Origin of the sequence: Flavisolibacter nicotianae (assembly GCF_003628535.1) — a bacterium.
GTDB classification, from domain to species: domain Bacteria; phylum Bacteroidota; class Bacteroidia; order Chitinophagales; family Chitinophagaceae; genus Flavisolibacter; species Flavisolibacter nicotianae.
Genome location: NZ_RBCI01000004.1, coordinates 152,201 through 171,714, shown reverse-complemented (window position 1 = coordinate 171,714; position 19,514 = coordinate 152,201). Strand labels below are relative to the sequence as shown.

The window sequence follows — 19,514 nt, the reverse complement described above, 5'->3', positions numbered from 1 at the left end:
GAAGCTCCATAGGAGCGGGATATTTTTTATGGCACCAGCAACAGAATAGCCATGAAGCTTCCGTTGCGTCGCACTCTTCAGGGTTCAGAACGCAATTGGCCAAAAAAGAATGCTGTCCCTACAGGAAATGGTATTCCTTAAAACAAGGCTCTGATCGCAGCACGGCCAACATGGATTGTCCTTGTTTCTGCAGGTTTCCGCCCTTCGTACTGCAGGTTGATTTCAACGTTGTTCAGCAGGCGCTTGGTGAAATCCAGTGACCAGAGATAATTGGAACCGGGACGCAGCGCATCCAGCATAATGTATTCAACCGAGAGGTTTTTTTTCGTTGCGGCCGGTACGTCGTAACGAATGTTGTTGTAGGTGAATTTTGCGTTGATGCTGCTGTTTTGGAGCACATTGTATTTCGTGTCCAGGATCACGGCATTGGAAAGCGAAGTTTCACCGCCATAGGCCGGTTTGTTCTTTTTTGATTCCTGCCGGTAGGAGGACTGTACCCGAAAGATCGTTCCCTGGATCCAGGCCAGGCGTGGCTCCACGGTTTGGACCGCCAGTTCGTAATTCCTGTTGCCAAAACTTGGAGTATAGAGCGCATTTGTTCCCCGTTTCCCATTGACGTCGAATGTCAGTGAAGACGAAATATTCCATCGCAATTTGCCTGTCCAGTCAATGGTTTGCCGGGTTTCATAACCGTACGTCAAAAGCGCTTTGCCGCTATTGCGAAGGTTACTGATATCGATGCCCCATTTGCTGGAAAACCGGTTGAATGAAATAGCATTCAGCAACGCGGTTGAATTGGTCAGGAGGGCTGTGTCCTGAATAGAATATTTGAAAGGGTTAAATTCAAAATCGCCGTTTGCGATTGATTTCTTGCTTTTCTGTAATGACGATTGAAGGCTCAGCCGCGAGACAAATGCCGCCAGTTTTCGCTTTTCTTTCTCATTAAAAACCGCTTTCGGGTTAAGGTTGATGCTGTAGTTGAACGTGGTATAATTGGCCTTGGTAAACTGGTTGGTTGGTGTAAAGACGCGAATGTATTTTGCCTGGTCCTGGAAGCGGGCCAGTTCAAATTCATTGAGCTGCTGGATGCTGTCGTTATTGGCGTCGATCCAGGTGTATTCGCCCTGGCCGGCCGGCACCTCCAGGTAGGCAAAATCGCGGCGCTGTTCCTGCCCTGTTCCCAGCTCGTATAAAACATTTCCTGTCAGCAGGCCTTTCCATTCATTCACGATGTATTCGGTGCGACCGAGGATGGTTTTGTCGTCGTTCTGGTTCGAAACCGATTTGTCGTAAACTTTCAGCACGCGGTAGGTCGTGTTGAACAGCAACTGGTGTTTTGTGCTTTGCAACAATTCGATTTGCAGGGAAGTGTTGTAACTACGATCACCTCGAACAAGTGCCGTTGCTGTTGGGTACTTATCCGAGCGGGTGAAAAAAGACAAACCCCATTTGTTCCGTTTTGATTCATCCGAACGCAGGTAAGCGGTATACGTGTCGAACGAAAAACTAACGGGAGAAAGCGTGTCTTTGCTGGTTTGCCGCACTTCATTTTTTTCGAGGGCATAGCGAAAGCCAAGACGCAGGGCAGACAGCTTTTTAAAGACCCGGCTCATGTCGATTACCGGGCGAAAGAAACTTCCGTTGCTTGCACTTGTGCGAAATGTGGTCAGCGCCACCTGGTTGTTGATGGCCCAGCCATTTGCATTGTACGAATGCTGCAGCATGTTCTGGTAGCCTTTGTACCGATCGCTTCGCTGGTAGTTCATGAACTGGTAGGTCAGGGCACCGCCGGTGTTTTTCAGAGAAGTCGATAACCGCAAAATGTCTTCCGTTGCGGCCGACAGCAGCAAAGGCAGGCCCCACTCCCGCGAAAACTCCACCACCCGCAAGCGTTCGACGGGCTTAAAGCCGTCCTGCACATGCTCATAATCGAATGTAGACACCAACTGCTGTTTTTTCGCAGTGGAGAGGTCAATGGTATTATTGTATTGCACCCTGGCCGCAATCCCCTGGTCATTGCCTTTGTCTTTTGCGGAAAACGTGTTCACGTTATAATTGCTGATGGCCAGTTCTGTTTTCAGCAGGTTGTTTTTATTGATCTGGAAATCGGTGCCGATACTGATCACCTGTTGCTTTTTCGGCGTGACCAAAATAGCGACCGGTTCAAAACGGCCCTGCCTGATCCCGTTTAGCGGCGCAACATACCGGTAGACCTTTCCGTTGGCGCCATTAAAATCGGGCACATAGTTGCCGCCGCCCTGCCCCAGGTCTGTAAAGGAAAGCGAGTAGCGGGCCGAGTCGGGGTTGACAGAATAGCGGTAAAATGAGTCGACCACGACGCCGCCGGCCGTATCGTACAGTTTTTGGTAAAGGATCTTGCCGGCCGCAAACGTATCGGGTATGGCGGTTGGATACAAGGCCCGCTGAATGCTGTCGCCCAGGTCGAACAGGAATTGCTTTTGCCGTGCATCGAGCGATTGATTGATGGTGGAATTTTTTGCATCGCTGTTTTGAAAAGCACCAACACGGATTCGCAATTTATCGTTGATGGCCAATTCCTGGTTAGCAAAAAGATTCGCATTCAGAAAATTCCGGTCGGCATACTCAAACTCCACCTGGATGCGGCTGTCTTTCGTGATCATGCGGCGCGGCATAAACGTGATTTCTGCCGTGTTGTAGTTGATAATGTAGTCCTGGTCCTCGCCTCTTTGCAACAGTTCGCCATCCAAAAAAACCCGTTCGGTATTGCCCAGCACAATGAAGAAAAATTCGTTGTTCGCACCTGCAAGCCGGTAAGGCCCCTGGTTGCCTTCCTGTCCCTGGAAAACGTTGCGGTTGAACTTTCCCTTGGCGATGGAGCCGCTGACCAGCGTTGTCGACTGAACTGAAGGCGACAGGCGGTTGACGGTCTGAAATGAAATGCCCTGCAGCCGTTTGTAAAAATTGAGGAAGTACAAGCTATTTTGCCGAATATCGATATCGCCGAGGCTGAGTTGCCAACCCCGTTTCTTGAATTGCAAAAAGACCTGGTCAAATTCATTCAACTGCTGGGTTGTCCCATCGGGCTGAATGGGAAGATTGTTATCGGACAGGGCCGCCGAAATTTCGATGCTGTCCCGCAGCATGCCATTTAACTGCAACTGGAAATTGGAGTTCACAACGGCATCCTGGTTGTTACCAAACGAAAGCTGGCGGCCAAAGCTTCCGTTGTACTGGACATTGCCAAAATCAAACAACCCTTTCGATTCGCTTGCTTCGCCTTTGTTGAATTCAAACGGTTGCAGCGTGAAATTGCGGGAGATGCTGTCGAAACTCCGTCTCTGCACAACCGCATTCAGCCGTTGCGGAAACACGCGATAAATGACAGAAGCGCTATCAACGGCAGGTTTGCGTTTCCAGTAAAGGACGGCATTCACAAAATCCAGCCGGTAGTCGCCTGTATCGGCTACGTTAACGGAAAATGTGCCGGGAACAATACTCAGGCTATCCAGGGCTAATGTATCGACGGTAAGAGAAATCCGTTTGATCCGGAGGTTCGACCGCGTCGGGCCGTTGACAGGTTTTTGCGCTTCGCTGTTCAAAACGGACAAAAGAAAAAGACACAAGACGGGTATAAGTCGGTAAAGCGTCAACAACTCAGGATTTGGATAGCGTGTAAATATGCCACTTTTTAACGAGGAAAGGGAGGAAACATTGCTTTTTCATACTATATGGGCCGTCGTGGGACAGGGCACCGTTGCGAAATTAACAGCCTGCCGGTGTCTTACCATTATTTAAACAACCTCTTAGGAAAATTTTTAGGCCTTTTGGCCGTTCTTAGCATGTAGACAAAAGGATCAACCGTGAAAAAACCTGGCTATATACTCATCGTACTTCTTCTTTTCTGCCATTCTCTTTTTGCGCAGCAAACCATCGCTGCCGCCGATGCCCGTATTCTCCGGCAAAAAGAAGATTCCCTGAAAGTGCTGGCCAAAACCTTTCTCACGGCCGATGCCACCGAAGAGCGGATGCGGAAAGACAGCCTTTTTATCAAAACGCTGATTCGCAGCCTGCAGGTTAAAAATTCGTTTTACTTCCCGTTTGACTCCGTCCAGGGCGTTTCACATCTTTATGCTCCCGACAGCACGTTTCGCATTTTTACCTGGCAACTCGATTTCCAGGACAGTTATGCGTATTCACGCCAGCGGGGTGCGATTCAATACCGCACTTCCGACGGGTCGCTGAAACTGACGCCTTTGAAAGATTATTCTGAATTTGCCGACGATCCGCTGGATTCGACGCGGAACAGGAACACCTGGATCGGCGCGGTATATTACAACATCATTCAAAACAGTTACAACGGTAAAAACTACTACACGCTGTTTGGCTTTGACGGCAACAGCTACCGCACCAATAAAAAATGGATTGACGTGCTGACCTTCGATTCGCAAAATCAGCCGGTTTTCGGCGCCCAACAATATTTTACGTTTGAAAAAGACAGCGTCAAACACAAGCCGCAATTCCGCTTTGCCATCGAATACAAAAAAGAAGCATCCACTACGATGAACTACAACGAGGATGAAAACATGATCCTGGTGGACCACCTGATTTCGGAGTCCAACGAACCGGACCTGCCCTGGACCTTTGTGCCGGATGGCGATTACGAAGGCTTCCAGTGGGTAAATGGTCGCTGGCAGCACGTGGACAAGGTGTTCACGTTTAAATTACAGGATGGCGAGGCGCCTGTGCCTGATGCGTTAAAAGACGCACAGGGCAGCTCGGACGAACAAAAACTCTCCGACCGAAGCCGGAAAAACATGGGCGAAAAAACGGAAGAAAAACCGGCGAAGGTCCCAGCAAAAACGCCGGCAAAGGCATTGCCGAAGAAGCCAGTCAAAAATGCCTAAGCATTGAATCCGTGTAAAAAATTAATTGTCTTTAAGCGTCGTAATTGAAAAAGCCGGTTCATCACCGGCTTTTTTGTATCGTGTTGCCTTTCATGGCCATTAAGTTTATTGTTCTTGCGACAGTATCGTTTAATCCAGCTTCAGCACCGCTAAAAACGCTTCCTGCGGCACTTCTACATTTCCGATCTGGCGCATCCGCTTCTTTCCTTCTTTTTGTTTTTCCAAAAGCTTCCGTTTCCGGCTGATGTCGCCACCGTAACATTTTGCAGTCACGTCTTTGCGCATGGCCGAAATGTTTTCCCGGGCGATGATCTTGGCACCAATCGCCGCCTGGATGGCGATCTGGAATTGCTGGCGCGGTAAAAGCTCCTTCAGTTTTTCGCAAAGCTTACGACCGAAATCCTGTGCTCTTCCACGGTGGATCAAAGCACTTAGGGCGTCGACTTTTTCATCGTTCAGGCGAATGTCCATTTTTACGATATCGGCTTCACGGTAACCAATCGGCTGGTAATCGAACGAGGCATATCCGCGGGTTTGCGATTTCAGTTTGTCATAAAAGTCAAACACGATTTCGGTTAGCGGCATTTCGAAGATCAGCTCCACACGGGTTTGCGTCAGGTAGCTCTGGTTCAGCAAAATGCCCCGCTTGCCCAGGCAAAGCGTCATGATGTTCCCGATGTAGTCGGGTTTGGTAATGATCTGCGCTTTAATAAACGGCTCTTCAATCCGGTCGGTCTTCACCGGGTCTGGCATCTCGGTCGGGTTGTTTACAATAATTTTTTCACCCTTTGTCGTGTAAGCGATAAAGCTAACGTTTGGAACCGTGGTGATCACCGTCTGGTTGAATTCCCGCTCCAGCCGCTCCTGGATAATCTCCATGTGCAACAGGCCCAGGAAGCCGCAACGGAAACCAAAGCCAAGAGCCTGTGATGTTTCCAGCTCGAAGGTCAGGGAGGCGTCGTTCAACTGGAGCTTGTCCATGCAATCACGCAGTTCCTCAAATTCATCGGTATTGACAGGGAAGATGCCGGCGAAAACCATGGGCTTCACTTCCTGGAAGCCCTTGATCATTTCCGTCGTCGGGTTAACCGCATCGGTGATGGTGTCGCCCACCTTCACTTCCTTCGCATTCTTGATCCCGGTAATGATATAACCAACATCGCCGGTTTTGACTTCGGCGCTTGGTTGCAAACCCAGTTTCAGAATACCGACTTCGTCGGCTTCATATTCCTGGTTGGTAGAAACGAATTTTACTTTTTGTCCTTTTTTGATCGAGCCATTCAGGATCCGGTAATACACAATGATACCGCGGAAGCTGTTGAAGACCGAATCAAAGATCAGGGCCTGCAAGGGTGCGTCCGGATCGCCTTTGGGAGCAGGGATTCTTTCCACGATGGCTTCCAGAATGCCTTCAATGCCGATGCCTGTGCGGCCGCTCGCCAGCAGGATTTCCTCCCGCTTACAACCAATCAGGTCTACAATCTGGTCTTTTACCTCTTCGATCATCGCCCCATCCATGTCAATTTTGTTGATCACCGGGATGATCTCCAAATCGTTGTCGATGGCCAGGTAAAGATTGGAAATGGTTTGTGCCTGGATGCCCTGGGTGGCATCCACCAACAGCAGCGCACCTTCGCAGGCGGCCAGCGCACGGCTCACCTCGTAGCTGAAATCTACGTGACCAGGAGTGTCAATCAGGTTCAGCGTATAATTTTCGCTCTTGTGTTTGTAGTTGATCTGGATCGCATGGCTCTTGATTGTGATTCCTTTTTCCCGTTCCAGGTCCATGTCGTCGAGCACCTGGTCCATCATTTCCCGCTCGGAAATGGTGTTGGTGGTTTGCAACAGGCGGTCGGCCAGGGTACTTTTCCCGTGATCAATGTGTGCGATAATGCAAAAATTCCGGATATTCTTCATGCTGCTGTATCAACGTGTTTTGAAGGGAGCAAAGGTACATGAAAGCCACCGCATTTGCAGTATGTTAAGGGCTTGTTTAACAATACGGGCGGCAAGCCCGATCGACCAGTGAAGAACGGGTAGCCAAAGCGCCGGCCGATTTTACAAACCCAACTCCCGGATTTGCTTTTGGGTGAGTTTCGCTTTGACCAGTTCGTAGCTCTTTTGAATGGAGCTCTCCCATTCCGTTTTGGTAAGTCCGGCTGCATTGGAAACCATTACCCATTTTGCCCTTGCGAGGTAGGGTGCCGGAACAAAACCTTCGCGGTTGCAGAGCTCTTCAAACAGGTCGTCCGGCACTTTGAACGAGGCTTTGAACGGCTCTTCAAACGAAGTGACGCAAAACATTTTACCGCCAACGGTAAACACGAGGTCAGCCTCCCATTTCATTTCTTCTTTGACTGCCGGGAGCTGCAGGCAGAGGTTGCGAAGCGTTTCGGTGTTCATGGCTTTCGAATAAAAAATCCTCCGCTGGAGACGGAGGAAGTTCAGTGGGCAATCTGCAACAAGCAAAGCGATTTTGCCTATTGTAAATTGCCGATTGTTTATTGTTCGGTGTTTAAGCCTGTGCTTTTGCTTCTCCTTTGGGCTTTTTGCCGGTCTTGGGCGAAATGATCGCTAGCATGCGCTTGCCTTCCAGCTTGGGCATGCTTTCCAATTGACCAAAATCTTTCAGCCGGTCGGCAAACTTGAGTAGCAACAGTTCACCCCGGTCCTTAAACTGGATGGCGCGGCCCTTGAACTGCACGTAGGCTTTTACTTTGTTGCCTTCTTTTAAAAAGCTTTCCGCATGCTTTGATTTGAAATCAAAATCATGGTCATCAGTATTGGGCGTAAAGCGAATTTCCTTCATCTCGGTCGTCTTCGCCTTGGCCTTCATTTCCTTTTCCTTCTTCTTCTTGTCGTAAAGGAACTTGTTGTAATCGATAATACGGCAAACCGGGGGATCGGCTTGCGGAGAAATTTCAACCAGGTCGAGCTCCTGCTCGCGGGCCATCTTCCTGGCTTCATCCGTTGGATAAACACCAACTGTTACATTGTCACCCACCAAACGTACCTGCGGCACCCTGATGTGTTCATTAATTCTGTGTTCTGCTTCTTTGCGGGGAATAAACCGTCCCCTAAATCCACCGGGCTTAAATCCGCCCCTGTTTGGTAATGCCATTTACGTTTTTTAGGTTATGAATAAGCAAAGAGAAGAGGGAAAACAACCGGTGCTTAATCAATCATTCACCTGGTTTTATCAACTTACACTCTGTTCTCTTTGCTTTCTGTTATGAACTGCATTGCTGCTTTTGGCTTCCGTTGTGCTCCCTGGCGCTTGCTCTGCCTTTCAGCTTTTTAACACGCCGGGATTTCGACTGACACTATTAATCTGCCCTTCTGTCTTTGACTTCGGCTACCAGTTCCTGCAAAAATTCGTCCACATTTTTTGCGCCCAGGTCACCTTTGCCCTGGCGGCGGATGGAAATTTTGCCTTCACTGGCTTCCTTCTCTCCTACGACCAGCATATACGGCACTTTCATCAACTCGGTATCGCGAATCTTTTTACCGATCTTTTCATTCCGGTCGTCGATCTCTGCACGAATATCCCATTTTTTTAATTTCAGCAAAACATCTTTTGCGTAATCCATGAACTTGTCGGAAATAGGAAGGATCTTGACCTGCACCGGTGACAGCCATGCAGGGAACTTACCGGCATAGTGTTCCAGCAAAAAGCCGATAAAGCGTTCGTGTGTGCCCAACGGTGCCCGGTGGATAATCAGGGGCGTTTCGGCTTCGTTGGCCTGGTTGGTGAACGAAAGCTTGAAACGTCGGCCCTGTGCAAAATCAACCTGGTTGGTTGCCAGCGTAAACTCGCGTCCGATCGTACTCCAGATCTGGACGTCGATCTTCGGGCCGTAAAAGGCGCCTTCATCCGGCACTTCCACAAACGGGATTCCCGCTTCGGTCATCACATTGCGAACCATGGCTTCTGTTTCCAGCCAAAGTTCCGGTTCGTTAATGTATTTCTGTCCCAGCTTGGCCGGGTCGTGAAGCGACAGGCGCATCACGTATTTTTCTATACCGAAAATCTTAAAATATTTCAGGTACATGTCGTTCACCGCCTTGAACTCCTGTGCAAACTGCTCGCGGGTGCAGTAAATATGTGCATCGTTCATGTGGAGGCAGCGCACCCGCATGAGACCAAACAATTCACCACTTTGCTCGTAACGGTAGCAGGTGCCGTATTCGGCCAGCCGAAGCGGAAGGTCTTTGTAACTGTGTTGCTCCGCCGCAAAGATCTTGTGGTGGTGCGGACAATTCATGGATTTCAGGTAATACTTCACGCCTTCCAGTTCCATCGGCGGGTACATGCTGTCCTGGTAGTACGGCAGGTGACCACTGGTGAGGTACATGCTTTCCTTAGCAATATGCGGTGTTACTACCCGCTTATAACCGGCATCCTGCTCGGTTTCTTTTGCCAGCTTTTCCAGTTCTTCAATGATAACAGTACCATTAGGCATCCACAACGGAAGACCCGGACCCACATCATCGTCCATAGTGAAGATGCCAAGTTCTTTACCCAGCTTGCGATGGTCGCGTTTTTTCGCCTCTTCCAGCATTTGCAGGTATTCGTCCAGCTGCTTGGCAGAAGGGAATGTCACACCGTAAATGCGGGTGAGCTGTTTATTTTTTTCGTCGCCTTTCCAATAGGCACCGGCAATGTTGGTGAGCTTAATGGCTTTGATAAAACCGGTATTGGGAAGATGCGGCCCGCGACAGAGGTCCGTAAATTCGCCCTGCGTGTAAAAGGTGATCTCGCCATCTTCGAGACCCTGTAACAGGTCAAGTTTATACTCATCGCCTTTTTCGGTGAAGTATTGAACGGCTTCCGCCTTCGGAATGGCTTTCCGGATATAGGCACTGTTTTTCTTTGCCAGCTCCGCCATCTTTACTTCCAGCTTGCGCAGGTCGTCTTCGGAGATGGAACGGTCGCCCAGGTCCACGTCGTAATAAAATCCATTGTCCACCGGCGGCCCAACCCAGAATTTGACACCCGGAAACAAGCTTTCGATTGCTTCCGCCATCAGGTGGGCAGACGAATGCCAGAACGTGCTTTTTCCGCTCGTGTCGTCCCAGGTTAACAATTTCAGTGCTACATCGTCATGGATCGGACGGGTGGCATCCCACACCTGTCCATTGACATCAGCGGCTAAGACTTTCCGGGCTAAACCCTCGGAAATCGATTTGGCAACATCGAGTGCAGTTGTCCCTTTCGGGTATTCCCGCACCGCACCATCAGGCAAGGTTATTTTTATTTGATCACTCATAAAGAGCGGCAAAATTAACAATTTCAATCGGAGTGCAACACGTCGGCAAATCACTGAATTCCTAATTTCACATTGTATGAGGAAAATTGGACGGTTTCTTATCGCCGCTTTGCTTGTTTTGGGCGGCTCTCCTCTTATAGCGCAGGACCTTACCGGTATCTGGCGGGGATATTTCATCACCGAAAGCGGTGACCAGTACAAATACGAGGTGCAGTTGGACCAATCAAAGAAGAAAAGTCTTTCCGGCGTAACCTACTCGTATCTCGACACCCGGTTTTATGGTAAAGCCACGTTTAGCGGCAATTTTACAAGGGCAACCAACGCGGCGCTGGTTCAGGAAATCAAAACCGTGGAGCTGCGCATGGCCGGCGGATCGATCGCTTGTATCATGAAATGCAGGATGGTTTATACCAAATCCGGCAATGAAGAATTCCTGGATGGCGTTTACACCAGTATGTACGAAAAAACGGAAGCAGGTGTGGGTGTCAAACGGGGTGGTGATTGCGGCGGTGGCACCGTTCACCTTCGGAAAGTGCCGACGTCGGATTTTTATGTAGAACCATTCCTGCGCAATAAAAAACCTGCTGTGGAAGCACCTCCGAAAGACACGGCGAAATTGTTGACGCGGAAACCGGTTTCGAAAACACCGGCTGCAGCAACGCCGAAGCCAAAAACAGCGACGGTGAAAAAGCCAGCACCCAAAAAAGACGATGTCGTAAAAACGCCGGTGGAAAAGCCAGCCGTCATTCAACCGGAAGTCAACAAGCCGGACGTATCGGTTACGACGAAACCGGTTCAACCAAAAATTCCTTCCACGCCGACCACCATCCGCGACCGGAAAAATGAATTGACCCGGACGATTTCCGTCTCCAACAAAGAGGTGGTGATCAGTCTTTACGACAACGGCGAAATTGACGACGATACGGTCAGCATTTACCTCGACGGGGCGATGGTGCTTGCCAACAAACGTCTTTCGAACAAAGCGATCACCTATACGCTGAAAATCGACGAAAGCAACCCGGAACATACGCTTACCATGGTGGCCGAAAACCTCGGACGGATCCCGCCCAACACGTCGCTGATGATTATCCAGGATGGCGACAAGCGCTACCAGGTCAGCATAACGTCAACCGAACAAAAGAACGCCATGGTCCGTTTCCGGTACAGCCCGTAAATGCCTGCTGTGGCCGATAAGCGGGAATTTCCTACTATTGCCGGCAATTCGTTACCACTGCTGTAAAAAGCTTTGGCTCAAATAGTGGGATTGTTTAATTTGAACCAAAATACGGCTGCTGCCGCCAAACTTCCTGTCATGAAAAAAATCCTGGTTACGTTAACCTTCGCTTTGTTTGCCTGCCATTCCTGGGCACAAGACACCAGCGCCAAAGCCATCAAATCGCCCAAGCAACGGGTCCTTTTTTTTACCTCCGACGAGCCGGTAGAGATCACACTGGTCAGCGATTTTAAACGGATCAAATCCAAAAAAGAAAAGAAAGTCTACCAGCCGGCCACCGTAACACTGAAGCTTCCGCAGCAGGCGCCGGTTACCGAAGAAATTCAACTGGCGGCAAGGGGCGAATTCCGGCGGGAGCAATGCATCATGCCGTCCATTATGCTTGATTTCAAAAATGCAAAGGCGCCGAAACTGAGTTATCTCAAAAAACTGAAACTGGTTTGTGGTTGCTCTTCTTCCAAGTTCGATGAAGAGTTGCTGCTGAAAGAATACCTCGTTTACAAATTGTACAATATGCTCACCGACATGAGCTTTAATGTGCGGCTGGCCAAAATGACGTATAAAGATGTACAGGGCAAGGTGAAAGACTACAGCCAGTTCGGCTTTTTAATTGAGGACGTCGATGATGTGGCCAAACGGAACGGCTGCAAGGAATACAGCAAGACGGTGCGCAATGGCGGGGCAACCGAAAAAAACCAGATGACTCTTGTGTCGATCTTTCAATACATGATTGGCAATACGGACTGGTCGCTGCCCAACCGGCACAACATCCGGTTTGTGCAAATGTTGACAGATTCACTTTCCCTCCCCTATGTTATCCCTTACGATTTTGACTATTGCGGTTTGGTGAATGCGCCTTATGCCATCCCCCAGCCGGAATTCGGGATCGAGCGGGTGACAGACCGGTACTACCGTGGTTTTGCAAGGGCCAAAGAGGAAGTGCAGCCGATCCTGCAACTCTTCAAAGACAAGAAAGATTTTTTTACGGCCCGGATCATGGGATTCGAAATGCTGGACAAAAAAGTCCGCCAGCAAATGGTTGATTTTATTGATGATTTTTACAAAGACGTCAACGACAGCCGCAAAGTGAAATATGTGTTTGAACAGGCGGTCGATCACCACTGATTCGAAGAAACAACAACGAAAAAAGGAAGCACTGATGCTTCCTTTTTTCGTTTTATACCCGTTTTGGCTTGGTAGCCAGATTTTGTAATAGTGTGGAATTAAAGGCCGAGAATATTTCAATATCCAATTATCCCAATATCCCATTAACAGGCGAAGGCTATCAGAATGCAGCCCTTCCCTCACCCCGCGGCTTTGGCAATTCTTTTCGCGGCAGTTTTTCATCACGCTGCGATGTGTTGTAAACAAAAGCGGCAACGATGGTGGAAGCCTGCTTCAGGTCTTCGGGCAGCAGGTGATCGTATGTATCCATGTTGCTATGGTGCGTACGGGTGTCGTATTCGATTTCATCCTGGATAAACTGGAAACCTGGTACGCCAACGGCATCAAACGAAAGGTGGTCTGTACCGCCGGTGTTAGAAATGGTCAGTGTTGAAGCGCCAAGCTCTTTAAATGGTTCCAGCCATTTTGCAAAAATGGGGCGCACGGCTTCGTTGCCCTGCAGGTAAACACCGCGGATCTTGCCCGTGCCGTTGTCGACGTTGTAATAGGCAGATATTTTTTCCTGTGCCGGTTGCAATTGCATGGTTGCAGGATCGCCAACATGCGTTTTTACATAATTGCGTGAACCGAACAGGCCCTGCTCTTCCCCACCCCACAGCGCAATGCGGATGGTACGCCGCGGCTTGAAGTTGGACTGTTTCAACAAGCGCATAGCCTCCATCATAACAGCACTACCAGCTGCATTGTCGGTTGCGCCAGTTGCACCCTGCCAAGAGTCGAGGTGGGCACCCAGCATCACCACTTCATCTTTCAGTTTCGGATCTGTACCGGGAATTTCTGCGATCACGTTGTAACCGTTCGGGTCCTTGTCAGAAAACTTTGTCCGCACATCCATTTCGAGTTCCACCGGGATGCCGGCATTCACGAGCCGCTGCAGGCGCAGGTAGTCATCGCTCGACAGCGTGACATTGGCAGGTCCCAGGGGGGACTCTTTTTTATAGTTGCTTCCGCCCTGCACAAAGATGGTTCCTTCTGTCCCGCGGCCCATACTGATAATAAGCGCCGGTTTTTCCTGGATGGCCAGGTTATTGAATACACGGGTCATGATCATCCTGTCGCGGAAGGCCTGCAGCATCGACGGGTTTCCCTGGCGGGGTCCCTGGCGAGGCTGTGCCGGTTCTGCTTTTGCCATTTTTTCCAACTCTTCATCGGAGAAGCGATTGGCATCTGCTTTAAAGCCCATTTTCAACGTGTCGGGCCGCCACATCATCACCACCTTGCCTTTCAGCTTGCCGGCATACTGCATCAATTCCACTGAATCCTTGGCTTTGACGAGAACAATATCCGCTGTCGTGATTTTGTTTCCCGGCGTGCTGCCTGCCCATGCAACAGACTGCGCCATGAGCGGAACATAATATGGTTTGGTCATGGCCACATAGCAACGCTCCTGCTGCCAGCTTTTGCCAAATTCTCCCCACGATTCGATCTGCACATTCTGCAGTCCCCAGCTTTCCAGTTTTTGCTTGGCCCAGGTTGCGGCCCGCATAAAACCCGGCGAGGCTGTCAGGCGTGGCCCATTCACATCGGTCAGATAAAAAGCGTGATCCATCACCTGGGAATGCTGAAAGCCTTCCTCTTTAAGCTTGTTAATGAACGCTTCGTCTCCTTCTTTTTGCGCAAAGGCAGCACAGAAAAAAAGGTTGGCCAACGCAAGCAGCGAAAATTTTCTCATGTATTTATTTTTTGGTTTTGCAGATATAAAGCGATTTAAAGTTAATCAACCTTAAAATCGAAAGTTCCAGGTAACCGAAGGTAAGATCGGGAAAAGGGAAACCTGTTTAGCCTGCACTTTTAAAGTGCCGTTGTAGGGACTGCCTTCCTGGCTGAAATAAATGAAATAGGGATTGGCCCGACTATAAACGTTGTAGATGCTGAACACCCAATAGCTATGCAGCTTTTTGCCAGGCTTCGGCTCCGGTGTCAGCGTTGCGGAAAGATCGAGCCGGTGGTAAGGCGCCAGCCGGTACTGGTTGATGTTGCTGTATTCCTGCGTCAGTGTGCCGTTGATGATGTAAAACCGTTGTGGCAGCGAGGTTGCATTGCCGGTGGCATAAACAAACACGGCACCGAATTTCCACTTGTGGCTTTTTTCATAACTGGCAACGAACGACAGATCGTGGCGGCGATCGTATTTGGCGGGAAATTTCACCCCCTCGTTCAACTGCGGAAACCGCCGCCATGTCCAGGAAAGCGTGTAGCCGATCCAGCCGGTCACCCGGCCGTGTGTCTTGTTTATAAAAAACTCGGTCCCGTAACTCCAGCCCTTGCCAAACACAAATTCCTCCTCCGGGTCGCGAAGGGACGGTGTGTACCCTTCTCGGTATTCAATTTGGTTTTGCATGGACTTGTAATAACCTTCGACAGAGGTCTCGTATTCGTTATCGCCAAAATTTTTAAACAGGCCGGCCGCATACAGCCAGCTTTTCTGCGGTTGCACACGAAAGGTGCTGGGCACCCATAAATCCGTTGGCAGCGTGGTGCCTGCATTACTAACGAGGTGAATGTACTGCAGGTTACGGGTTACCGATGCTTTGATGGATGTGGTTTTGTCGATGCTGTAACGCACCGTCAGGCGGGGTTCCAAACCGCCATATGTTTTCACCGGCTGCAGGCCGCCGTAAACGGTACTGTCCAACTTATTCTGGTTGTCGTCCAGCACATATTTCGTGTAAGGCCCCACCTGCGTAAAACTGCTCCAACGGAGGCCGTAATTCAATTTCAGTTTCTCGCCCAGGTCCCAGTCATCCTGGAGATAGAGGGCTGTTTCCAGTGCTCTTTTTTCGCCGGTGTTGCTGGGTTGAAAAATAACGCTGTCCTGGCGTCCCGAGGTAACGTTCGGAATGAACTTGTGGTAGGTTAACAGACCGCCGAATTTGACCTTGTGCGCCCCCGACGGGTAATAATCAAAGTCGATTTTGGCCGATCCGTCGCGGATGCCCGAAGCCAGGCGGATCTCGAAATTGTTCTGCGCCGCATCGAATAAAAATTTGTAGTCGTTGTACACCACGGTGGTGTTGGCAAACAATTTCCGGTTGAAGACATGGTTCCACCGGAGCGTCCCTGTTGAATTTCCCCAGGGAATGCTGGCCTTGAACTGGAGCTTGGCATTTTGAAAGGAAAAAACGTCGCGGCCGAAATACCCGCTTAAAAAAAGACGGTCCTTTTCGGAAAACCGGTAGTTGAGCTTTGCATTGAGGTCATAGAAATAATAGCCCGACCCGTAAAAATTGCTTTCTTTCTTCACAAAGGGTTTTGCCAAGGCGTCTACATAGGTTCGCCGGGCCGACAGCATAAAGGACGCTTTGTCACGCTTCAGCGGGCCCTGTACCGAAAATCGGGACGCAATCAACCCGATGCCACCCTCCGCGGTAAATTGGTTGCTGTTCCCGTCTTTCATCTGCACGTCCAGCACCGATGAAAGACGGCCACCATACTGTGCCGGCATGCCACCTTTAATCAGAGAGGTATTCTTGATAGCGTCTGCGTTAAAAACGGAAAAAAAGCCAAACAGGTGGCCGGTGTTGTACACCACGGCATCGTCGAGCATGATCAGGTTTTGATCGGGTCCGCCGCCCCGTACATAAAAGCCGGCATTGCCTTCTCCCGCATTGCGTACGCCTGGCAGTAGCTGAATGGCCTTTAAAATATCCACCTCTCCCAAAAGGGCCGGTACATTGCGGATCTGGTTGATCGAAAGGTCAATTTTTCCCATCTGGGCGTTGCGTACATTCACATCGCGCCGGCGGCTGTAAACCACCACTTCATTCAACGCTGCCGACCGCGGGAGAAGATAAATGTTTTGTTGCCGGTTGGCGAAAAGCTGCATCTGCTGGGAATAGGTGGCATAAGCCGCATGGGAAACCGAGAGTTCCACCATTCCCGAGTCCACTGTGAGGGAGTAAAATCCATATTGGTTGCTCAGGACCGTCCTGCCGTTCAGGGCGACGGTGGCGCCAATCACCGATTCGCCGCTCAGGCTGTCCTTTACGTATCCGTTAAGGGTAAATTTGGTTTGTGCGTTCGATGCCAGTCCTGCCAGGATCAAAATCACGCCGGCCCAGATCCGATTCATTCCCTGGAAGTATTGTTCAATTTGATTTTTGTTTCGCCGCACGACAGCATGGCTTTGCCATAGGTGGGATGATGCAAACCCATATAAGGATTGCGAATCGCTTCTTTTTCGCTTAGCCAAAGCCCGGGTTTTGTATCGTCGAAAGCCATTGGACATTCCTGTAAGAATAATTTTGCGCCGTCGTATTTCACCGTGTTCAGAAACTGGTAAAAATTATCGGTTAATGAATTAAACGCTTCGCGTTGTAGCCGGATTCCTTTTTCACCTGCGATCGTTTGTGCGTCGCCCCTGGCGTTATCCATAAATGCAACGGCTGTCTCGTAAATGCCCGAAGAGTCTTTTTTTAATTCTTCGATGTTCACCTTCCCGAAATCATCAAACAGTTGCTTCGCCGTAGCGGCCGATGCAGCCGAGTCCCAGTTAACAAAGTTTTCAGCCAGCTTGTTGTAACCAGTTAACACCGGTGCGATGGAATTGTTGAACCCGGCACTGTGTTTACTGACGGTGATGGCTTCCTGTTTGGCAGATTCCTGCTTTTTCCCGGGACGGGCAAGAAATACCCAGGCAAGGATCAATACGCCGGCCAGGAGAAGAAAAATGAAAATCGGACGCATGAAAGAATTTTTGCCAAAGCTACTTCGGGATCGATCGATTTTGGAAAGCTTTTCACAGAATTGAACGTTGGCGGACATTGATTTCGAAAAAACTTCGACACCTTTGCAGGCTTCGAGGAAGGTGGATGGTCAGGAGCCTGCAATTCGTTGCAGTTTCCCTTTGCATCGCGAACGCCTTCCCGGAAATGAATAAACTATAAAACAAACCCGTATTACGACATGCTCGCCGGTTTACAAAATGTGACGTTTGAATTTGGTGCCCGAACCATTGTGGAAGATGCTACATGGCATATACACCCTGCTGAACGGATTGGCCTTGTAGGCTATAACGGCACGGGAAAATCAACCCTGCTCAAATTGCTGGTGGGTGAATACCTGCCCTCCCGGGGCACTGTGGAGCGCAGCCGCAATACCTCGATTGGTTATTTGCACCAGGATCTCCTGAGCTTTGACACCAACGAATCGATTCTTCAGGTCGCCCTGCATGCATTTGACAGGGCAAAAAAAGTTCAGGAAGAACTGGACGAACTGACCAAAAAACTGGAAACCGATACGTCGGAGGAGTTGCTGCTTGAATACAGTCACAAGCTTCACGAGTTTGAGGAGGCAGGTGGCTACGAAATCGAGCACAAAACAGAAGAAGTGTTGCAGGGACTCGGCTTTTCGAACGCCGACCTTAGCCGCCCCTATCGCGAATTCAGCGGGGGATGGCGCATGCGGGTGCTCCTGGCCAAGATGATCTTACAGGCACCCGACCTGCTTTTGCTCGATGAGCCGACCAACCACCTTGACCTTCCGTCCATCGAATGGCTGGAAAAATACCTGACGCACTACAAGGGTGCCGTGGTTATGGTGAGCCACGACCGGTTTTTCCTGAACCGGATGGTGAAAAAGATCGTTGAGCTTTACCAGCGGGAACTGCACATCTACAATGGCAACTACGAGTTTTACGAGAAAGAAAAGATTGAGCGCATTGCCATCCAGCAAAGGGCCTACGAAAACCAGCAGGATTACATCCGGCAAAACGAACGGCTGGTCGAACGCTTCAGGGCAAAAGCCAGCAAGGCGGCCATGGCGCAAAGCATCATGAAGAAACTCGATAAGCTCGATCGCATCGAAGACGTGGCGCTGGAACGGCCAGACATCCGCATCAATTTTAGCGTGGACAAAATACCCGGTAAAGTGCTTGTGGAACTGAAAGGGGTGTCGAAGCATTTTAAAAATATTGACATTCTCGAAAACGCCTCGGCCGAAATTGAGCGGGGCGACAAGATCGCCCTCATTGGTGCCAACGGAAAAGGAAAATCCACGCTGCTTCGCATCATTGCCGGTACGGAGCCGGTTGAAGGCGAACGGAAATGGGGACACAACATCGACGAAGCATTTTATGCGCAGCACCAGTTGGAATCACTCGACCTGAATAATACGCTGGTGGAAGAAATGCATACGGCAAGGGCACAGAAAACGGATCTTGAACTCCGCACACTCCTGGGCTGCTTTCTGTTCAGCGGCGATGATGTCGACAAAAAAATCAAAGTATTGAGCGGTGGTGAGAAAGCACGGGTGGCCCTGGCCAAAACCATTGTCAGCAAAGCCAACTTCCTCCTGCTCGATGAACCGACCAACCACCTCGACCTGCACTCCACCGAGCTGCTGATCGATGCGCTCAACCGGTACGAAGGCACGATCATCCTGGTCAGCCACGACCGTTACTTTATTTCGAAGATTGCCAACAAGATCTGGGAGATCAAAGACAAGGAAATCAAAGAATTCAAGGGCAATTATACCGAGTGGGTCGAGTGGAACGAGCGGATGGCGGCAAGGGAGAAAGAAGCTGGCAGTCCGCAAGTGGCAGTGCGCAGCCAGGAGGTGCCGAAAAAAGAAAAAGATATACCGGCGAACAATCCGGCTAAACCGGTTTCAAAATCCGACAAATCGGGCTTGCAGAAAGAAGTCCAAAAACAGCAGCGGCTGTTTCAAAAGCTTGAAAAAGAGGTGGAAGAACTCAATGCGAAAAAGGCAGAGCTGGAAGCAAAATTGTCCCATCCCGAAACCTATTCCAACGGCGAAGAGTTTAAGAAGACCGAAGCCTTGTACAAAGATGTGGTAGCAAAGCTGGCGCAAGCTTCGAAAGAATACGAGGTTGTTTTTGAAAAGATGATCTCCCTGGACGAGCAGTTGCTGGGGTCCTGACCGGTGATTGCCAGGAGCATGATGGTGGTATGAGAGTTGTATGCCTTACCGGGTTATCAA

Annotated in this window: 12 protein-coding genes; 4 read left to right on the top strand and 8 right to left on the bottom strand. The window is 49.9% G+C overall.

The features are described from left to right. Positions 1-137: 137 nt before the first annotated feature. The gene (locus D6024_RS12520) at positions 138-3,632 is read right to left on the bottom strand and encodes a hypothetical protein (RefSeq protein ID WP_240410021.1); all 3,495 of its coding nucleotides are present in this window, start codon (positions 3,630-3,632) and stop codon (positions 138-140) included. Between the two features lie 210 nt (positions 3,633-3,842). On the opposite strand from D6024_RS12520, the gene D6024_RS12515 reads away from it, so the two are divergent. Continuing rightward, complete coding sequence (locus D6024_RS12515; RefSeq protein WP_121354972.1) at positions 3,843-4,886, top strand: hypothetical protein; 1,044 nt, start codon at positions 3,843-3,845, stop codon at positions 4,884-4,886. 129 nt (positions 4,887-5,015) lie between these two features. Here D6024_RS12515 and lepA read toward each other — a convergent pair whose 3' ends face one another. From lepA to thrS, 4 genes are all read right to left on the bottom strand, one after another. Continuing rightward, entirely contained in the window at positions 5,016-6,803 is a 1,788-nt protein-coding gene (gene lepA, locus D6024_RS12510) for a translation elongation factor 4 (RefSeq protein ID WP_121354971.1), read from the bottom strand. A gap of 141 nt (positions 6,804-6,944) precedes the next feature. Next, the gene (locus D6024_RS12505; RefSeq protein WP_121355357.1) at positions 6,945-7,289 is read right to left on the bottom strand and encodes an MmcQ/YjbR family DNA-binding protein; all 345 of its coding nucleotides are present in this window, start codon (positions 7,287-7,289) and stop codon (positions 6,945-6,947) included. Between the two features lie 112 nt (positions 7,290-7,401). Further along, positions 7,402-8,007 (bottom strand): translation initiation factor IF-3, encoded by a 606-nt coding sequence (gene infC / locus D6024_RS12500; RefSeq protein WP_121354970.1) that lies wholly within the window; start codon positions 8,005-8,007, stop codon positions 7,402-7,404. Between the two features lie 205 nt (positions 8,008-8,212). Next, a complete protein-coding gene (gene thrS, locus D6024_RS12495) occupies positions 8,213-10,156 on the bottom strand; it encodes a threonine--tRNA ligase (protein ID WP_121354969.1) in 1,944 nt (647 codons plus the stop codon). A 76-nt stretch (positions 10,157-10,232) separates the two neighbouring features. Between thrS and D6024_RS12490 the strand changes: the two genes are divergently transcribed. Together D6024_RS12490 and D6024_RS12485 are read left to right on the top strand one after the other, a co-directional pair. Continuing rightward, positions 10,233-11,330, top strand: coding sequence for a hypothetical protein (locus D6024_RS12490; protein WP_121354968.1), 1,098 nt, complete (start codon positions 10,233-10,235; stop codon positions 11,328-11,330). Positions 11,331-11,468: 138 nt separating this feature from the next. Then, the gene (locus D6024_RS12485) at positions 11,469-12,515 is read left to right on the top strand and encodes a hypothetical protein (protein ID WP_162944736.1); all 1,047 of its coding nucleotides are present in this window, start codon (positions 11,469-11,471) and stop codon (positions 12,513-12,515) included. Between the two features lie 160 nt (positions 12,516-12,675). On the opposite strand, the gene D6024_RS12480 is transcribed toward D6024_RS12485, so the two are convergent. The 3 genes from D6024_RS12480 to D6024_RS12470 are packed head-to-tail and all read right to left on the bottom strand — an operon-like array spanning position 12,676 to position 17,261. Continuing rightward, a complete protein-coding gene (locus D6024_RS12480) occupies positions 12,676-14,247 on the bottom strand; it encodes a M28 family metallopeptidase (RefSeq protein WP_121354966.1) in 1,572 nt (523 codons plus the stop codon). A gap of 51 nt (positions 14,248-14,298) precedes the next feature. Further along, positions 14,299-16,647, bottom strand: coding sequence for a TonB-dependent receptor (locus D6024_RS12475; protein ID WP_121354965.1), 2,349 nt, complete (start codon positions 16,645-16,647; stop codon positions 14,299-14,301). Then, positions 16,644-17,261 (bottom strand): DUF3347 domain-containing protein, encoded by a 618-nt coding sequence (locus tag D6024_RS12470; RefSeq protein WP_162944735.1) that lies wholly within the window; start codon positions 17,259-17,261, stop codon positions 16,644-16,646. Before D6024_RS12470 ends, D6024_RS12475 begins: the two co-directional genes overlap by 4 nt. Positions 17,262-17,480: 219 nt before the next feature. Between D6024_RS12470 and D6024_RS12465 the strand changes: the two genes are divergently transcribed. Beyond that, positions 17,481-19,454: an ABC-F family ATP-binding cassette domain-containing protein gene (locus tag D6024_RS12465; RefSeq protein WP_121354963.1), complete on the top strand. Its 1,974-nt coding sequence runs from the start codon at positions 17,481-17,483 to the stop codon at positions 19,452-19,454. Positions 19,455-19,514: the final 60 nt, after the last annotated feature.

Bases quoted from the DNA above. Each gene is read 5' to 3' on its own strand.
- lepA (WP_121354971.1), bottom strand. From the start codon at position 6,803: ATGAAGAATATCCGGAATTTTTGCATTATCGCACACATTGATCACGGG.
- D6024_RS12505 (WP_121355357.1), bottom strand. From the start codon at position 7,289: ATGAACACCGAAACGCTTCGCAACCTCTGCCTGCAGCTCCCGGCAGTC.
- infC (WP_121354970.1), bottom strand. From the start codon at position 8,007: ATGGCATTACCAAACAGGGGCGGATTTAAGCCCGGTGGATTTAGGGGA.
- thrS (WP_121354969.1), bottom strand. From the start codon at position 10,156: ATGAGTGATCAAATAAAAATAACCTTGCCTGATGGTGCGGTGCGGGAA.
- D6024_RS12490 (WP_121354968.1), top strand. From the start codon at position 10,233: ATGAGGAAAATTGGACGGTTTCTTATCGCCGCTTTGCTTGTTTTGGGC.
- D6024_RS12485 (WP_162944736.1), top strand. From the start codon at position 11,469: ATGAAAAAAATCCTGGTTACGTTAACCTTCGCTTTGTTTGCCTGCCAT.
- D6024_RS12480 (WP_121354966.1), bottom strand. From the start codon at position 14,247: ATGAGAAAATTTTCGCTGCTTGCGTTGGCCAACCTTTTTTTCTGTGCT.
- D6024_RS12475 (WP_121354965.1), bottom strand. From the start codon at position 16,647: ATGAATCGGATCTGGGCCGGCGTGATTTTGATCCTGGCAGGACTGGCA.
- D6024_RS12470 (WP_162944735.1), bottom strand. From the start codon at position 17,261: ATGCGTCCGATTTTCATTTTTCTTCTCCTGGCCGGCGTATTGATCCTT.
- D6024_RS12465 (WP_121354963.1), top strand. From the start codon at position 17,481: ATGCTCGCCGGTTTACAAAATGTGACGTTTGAATTTGGTGCCCGAACC.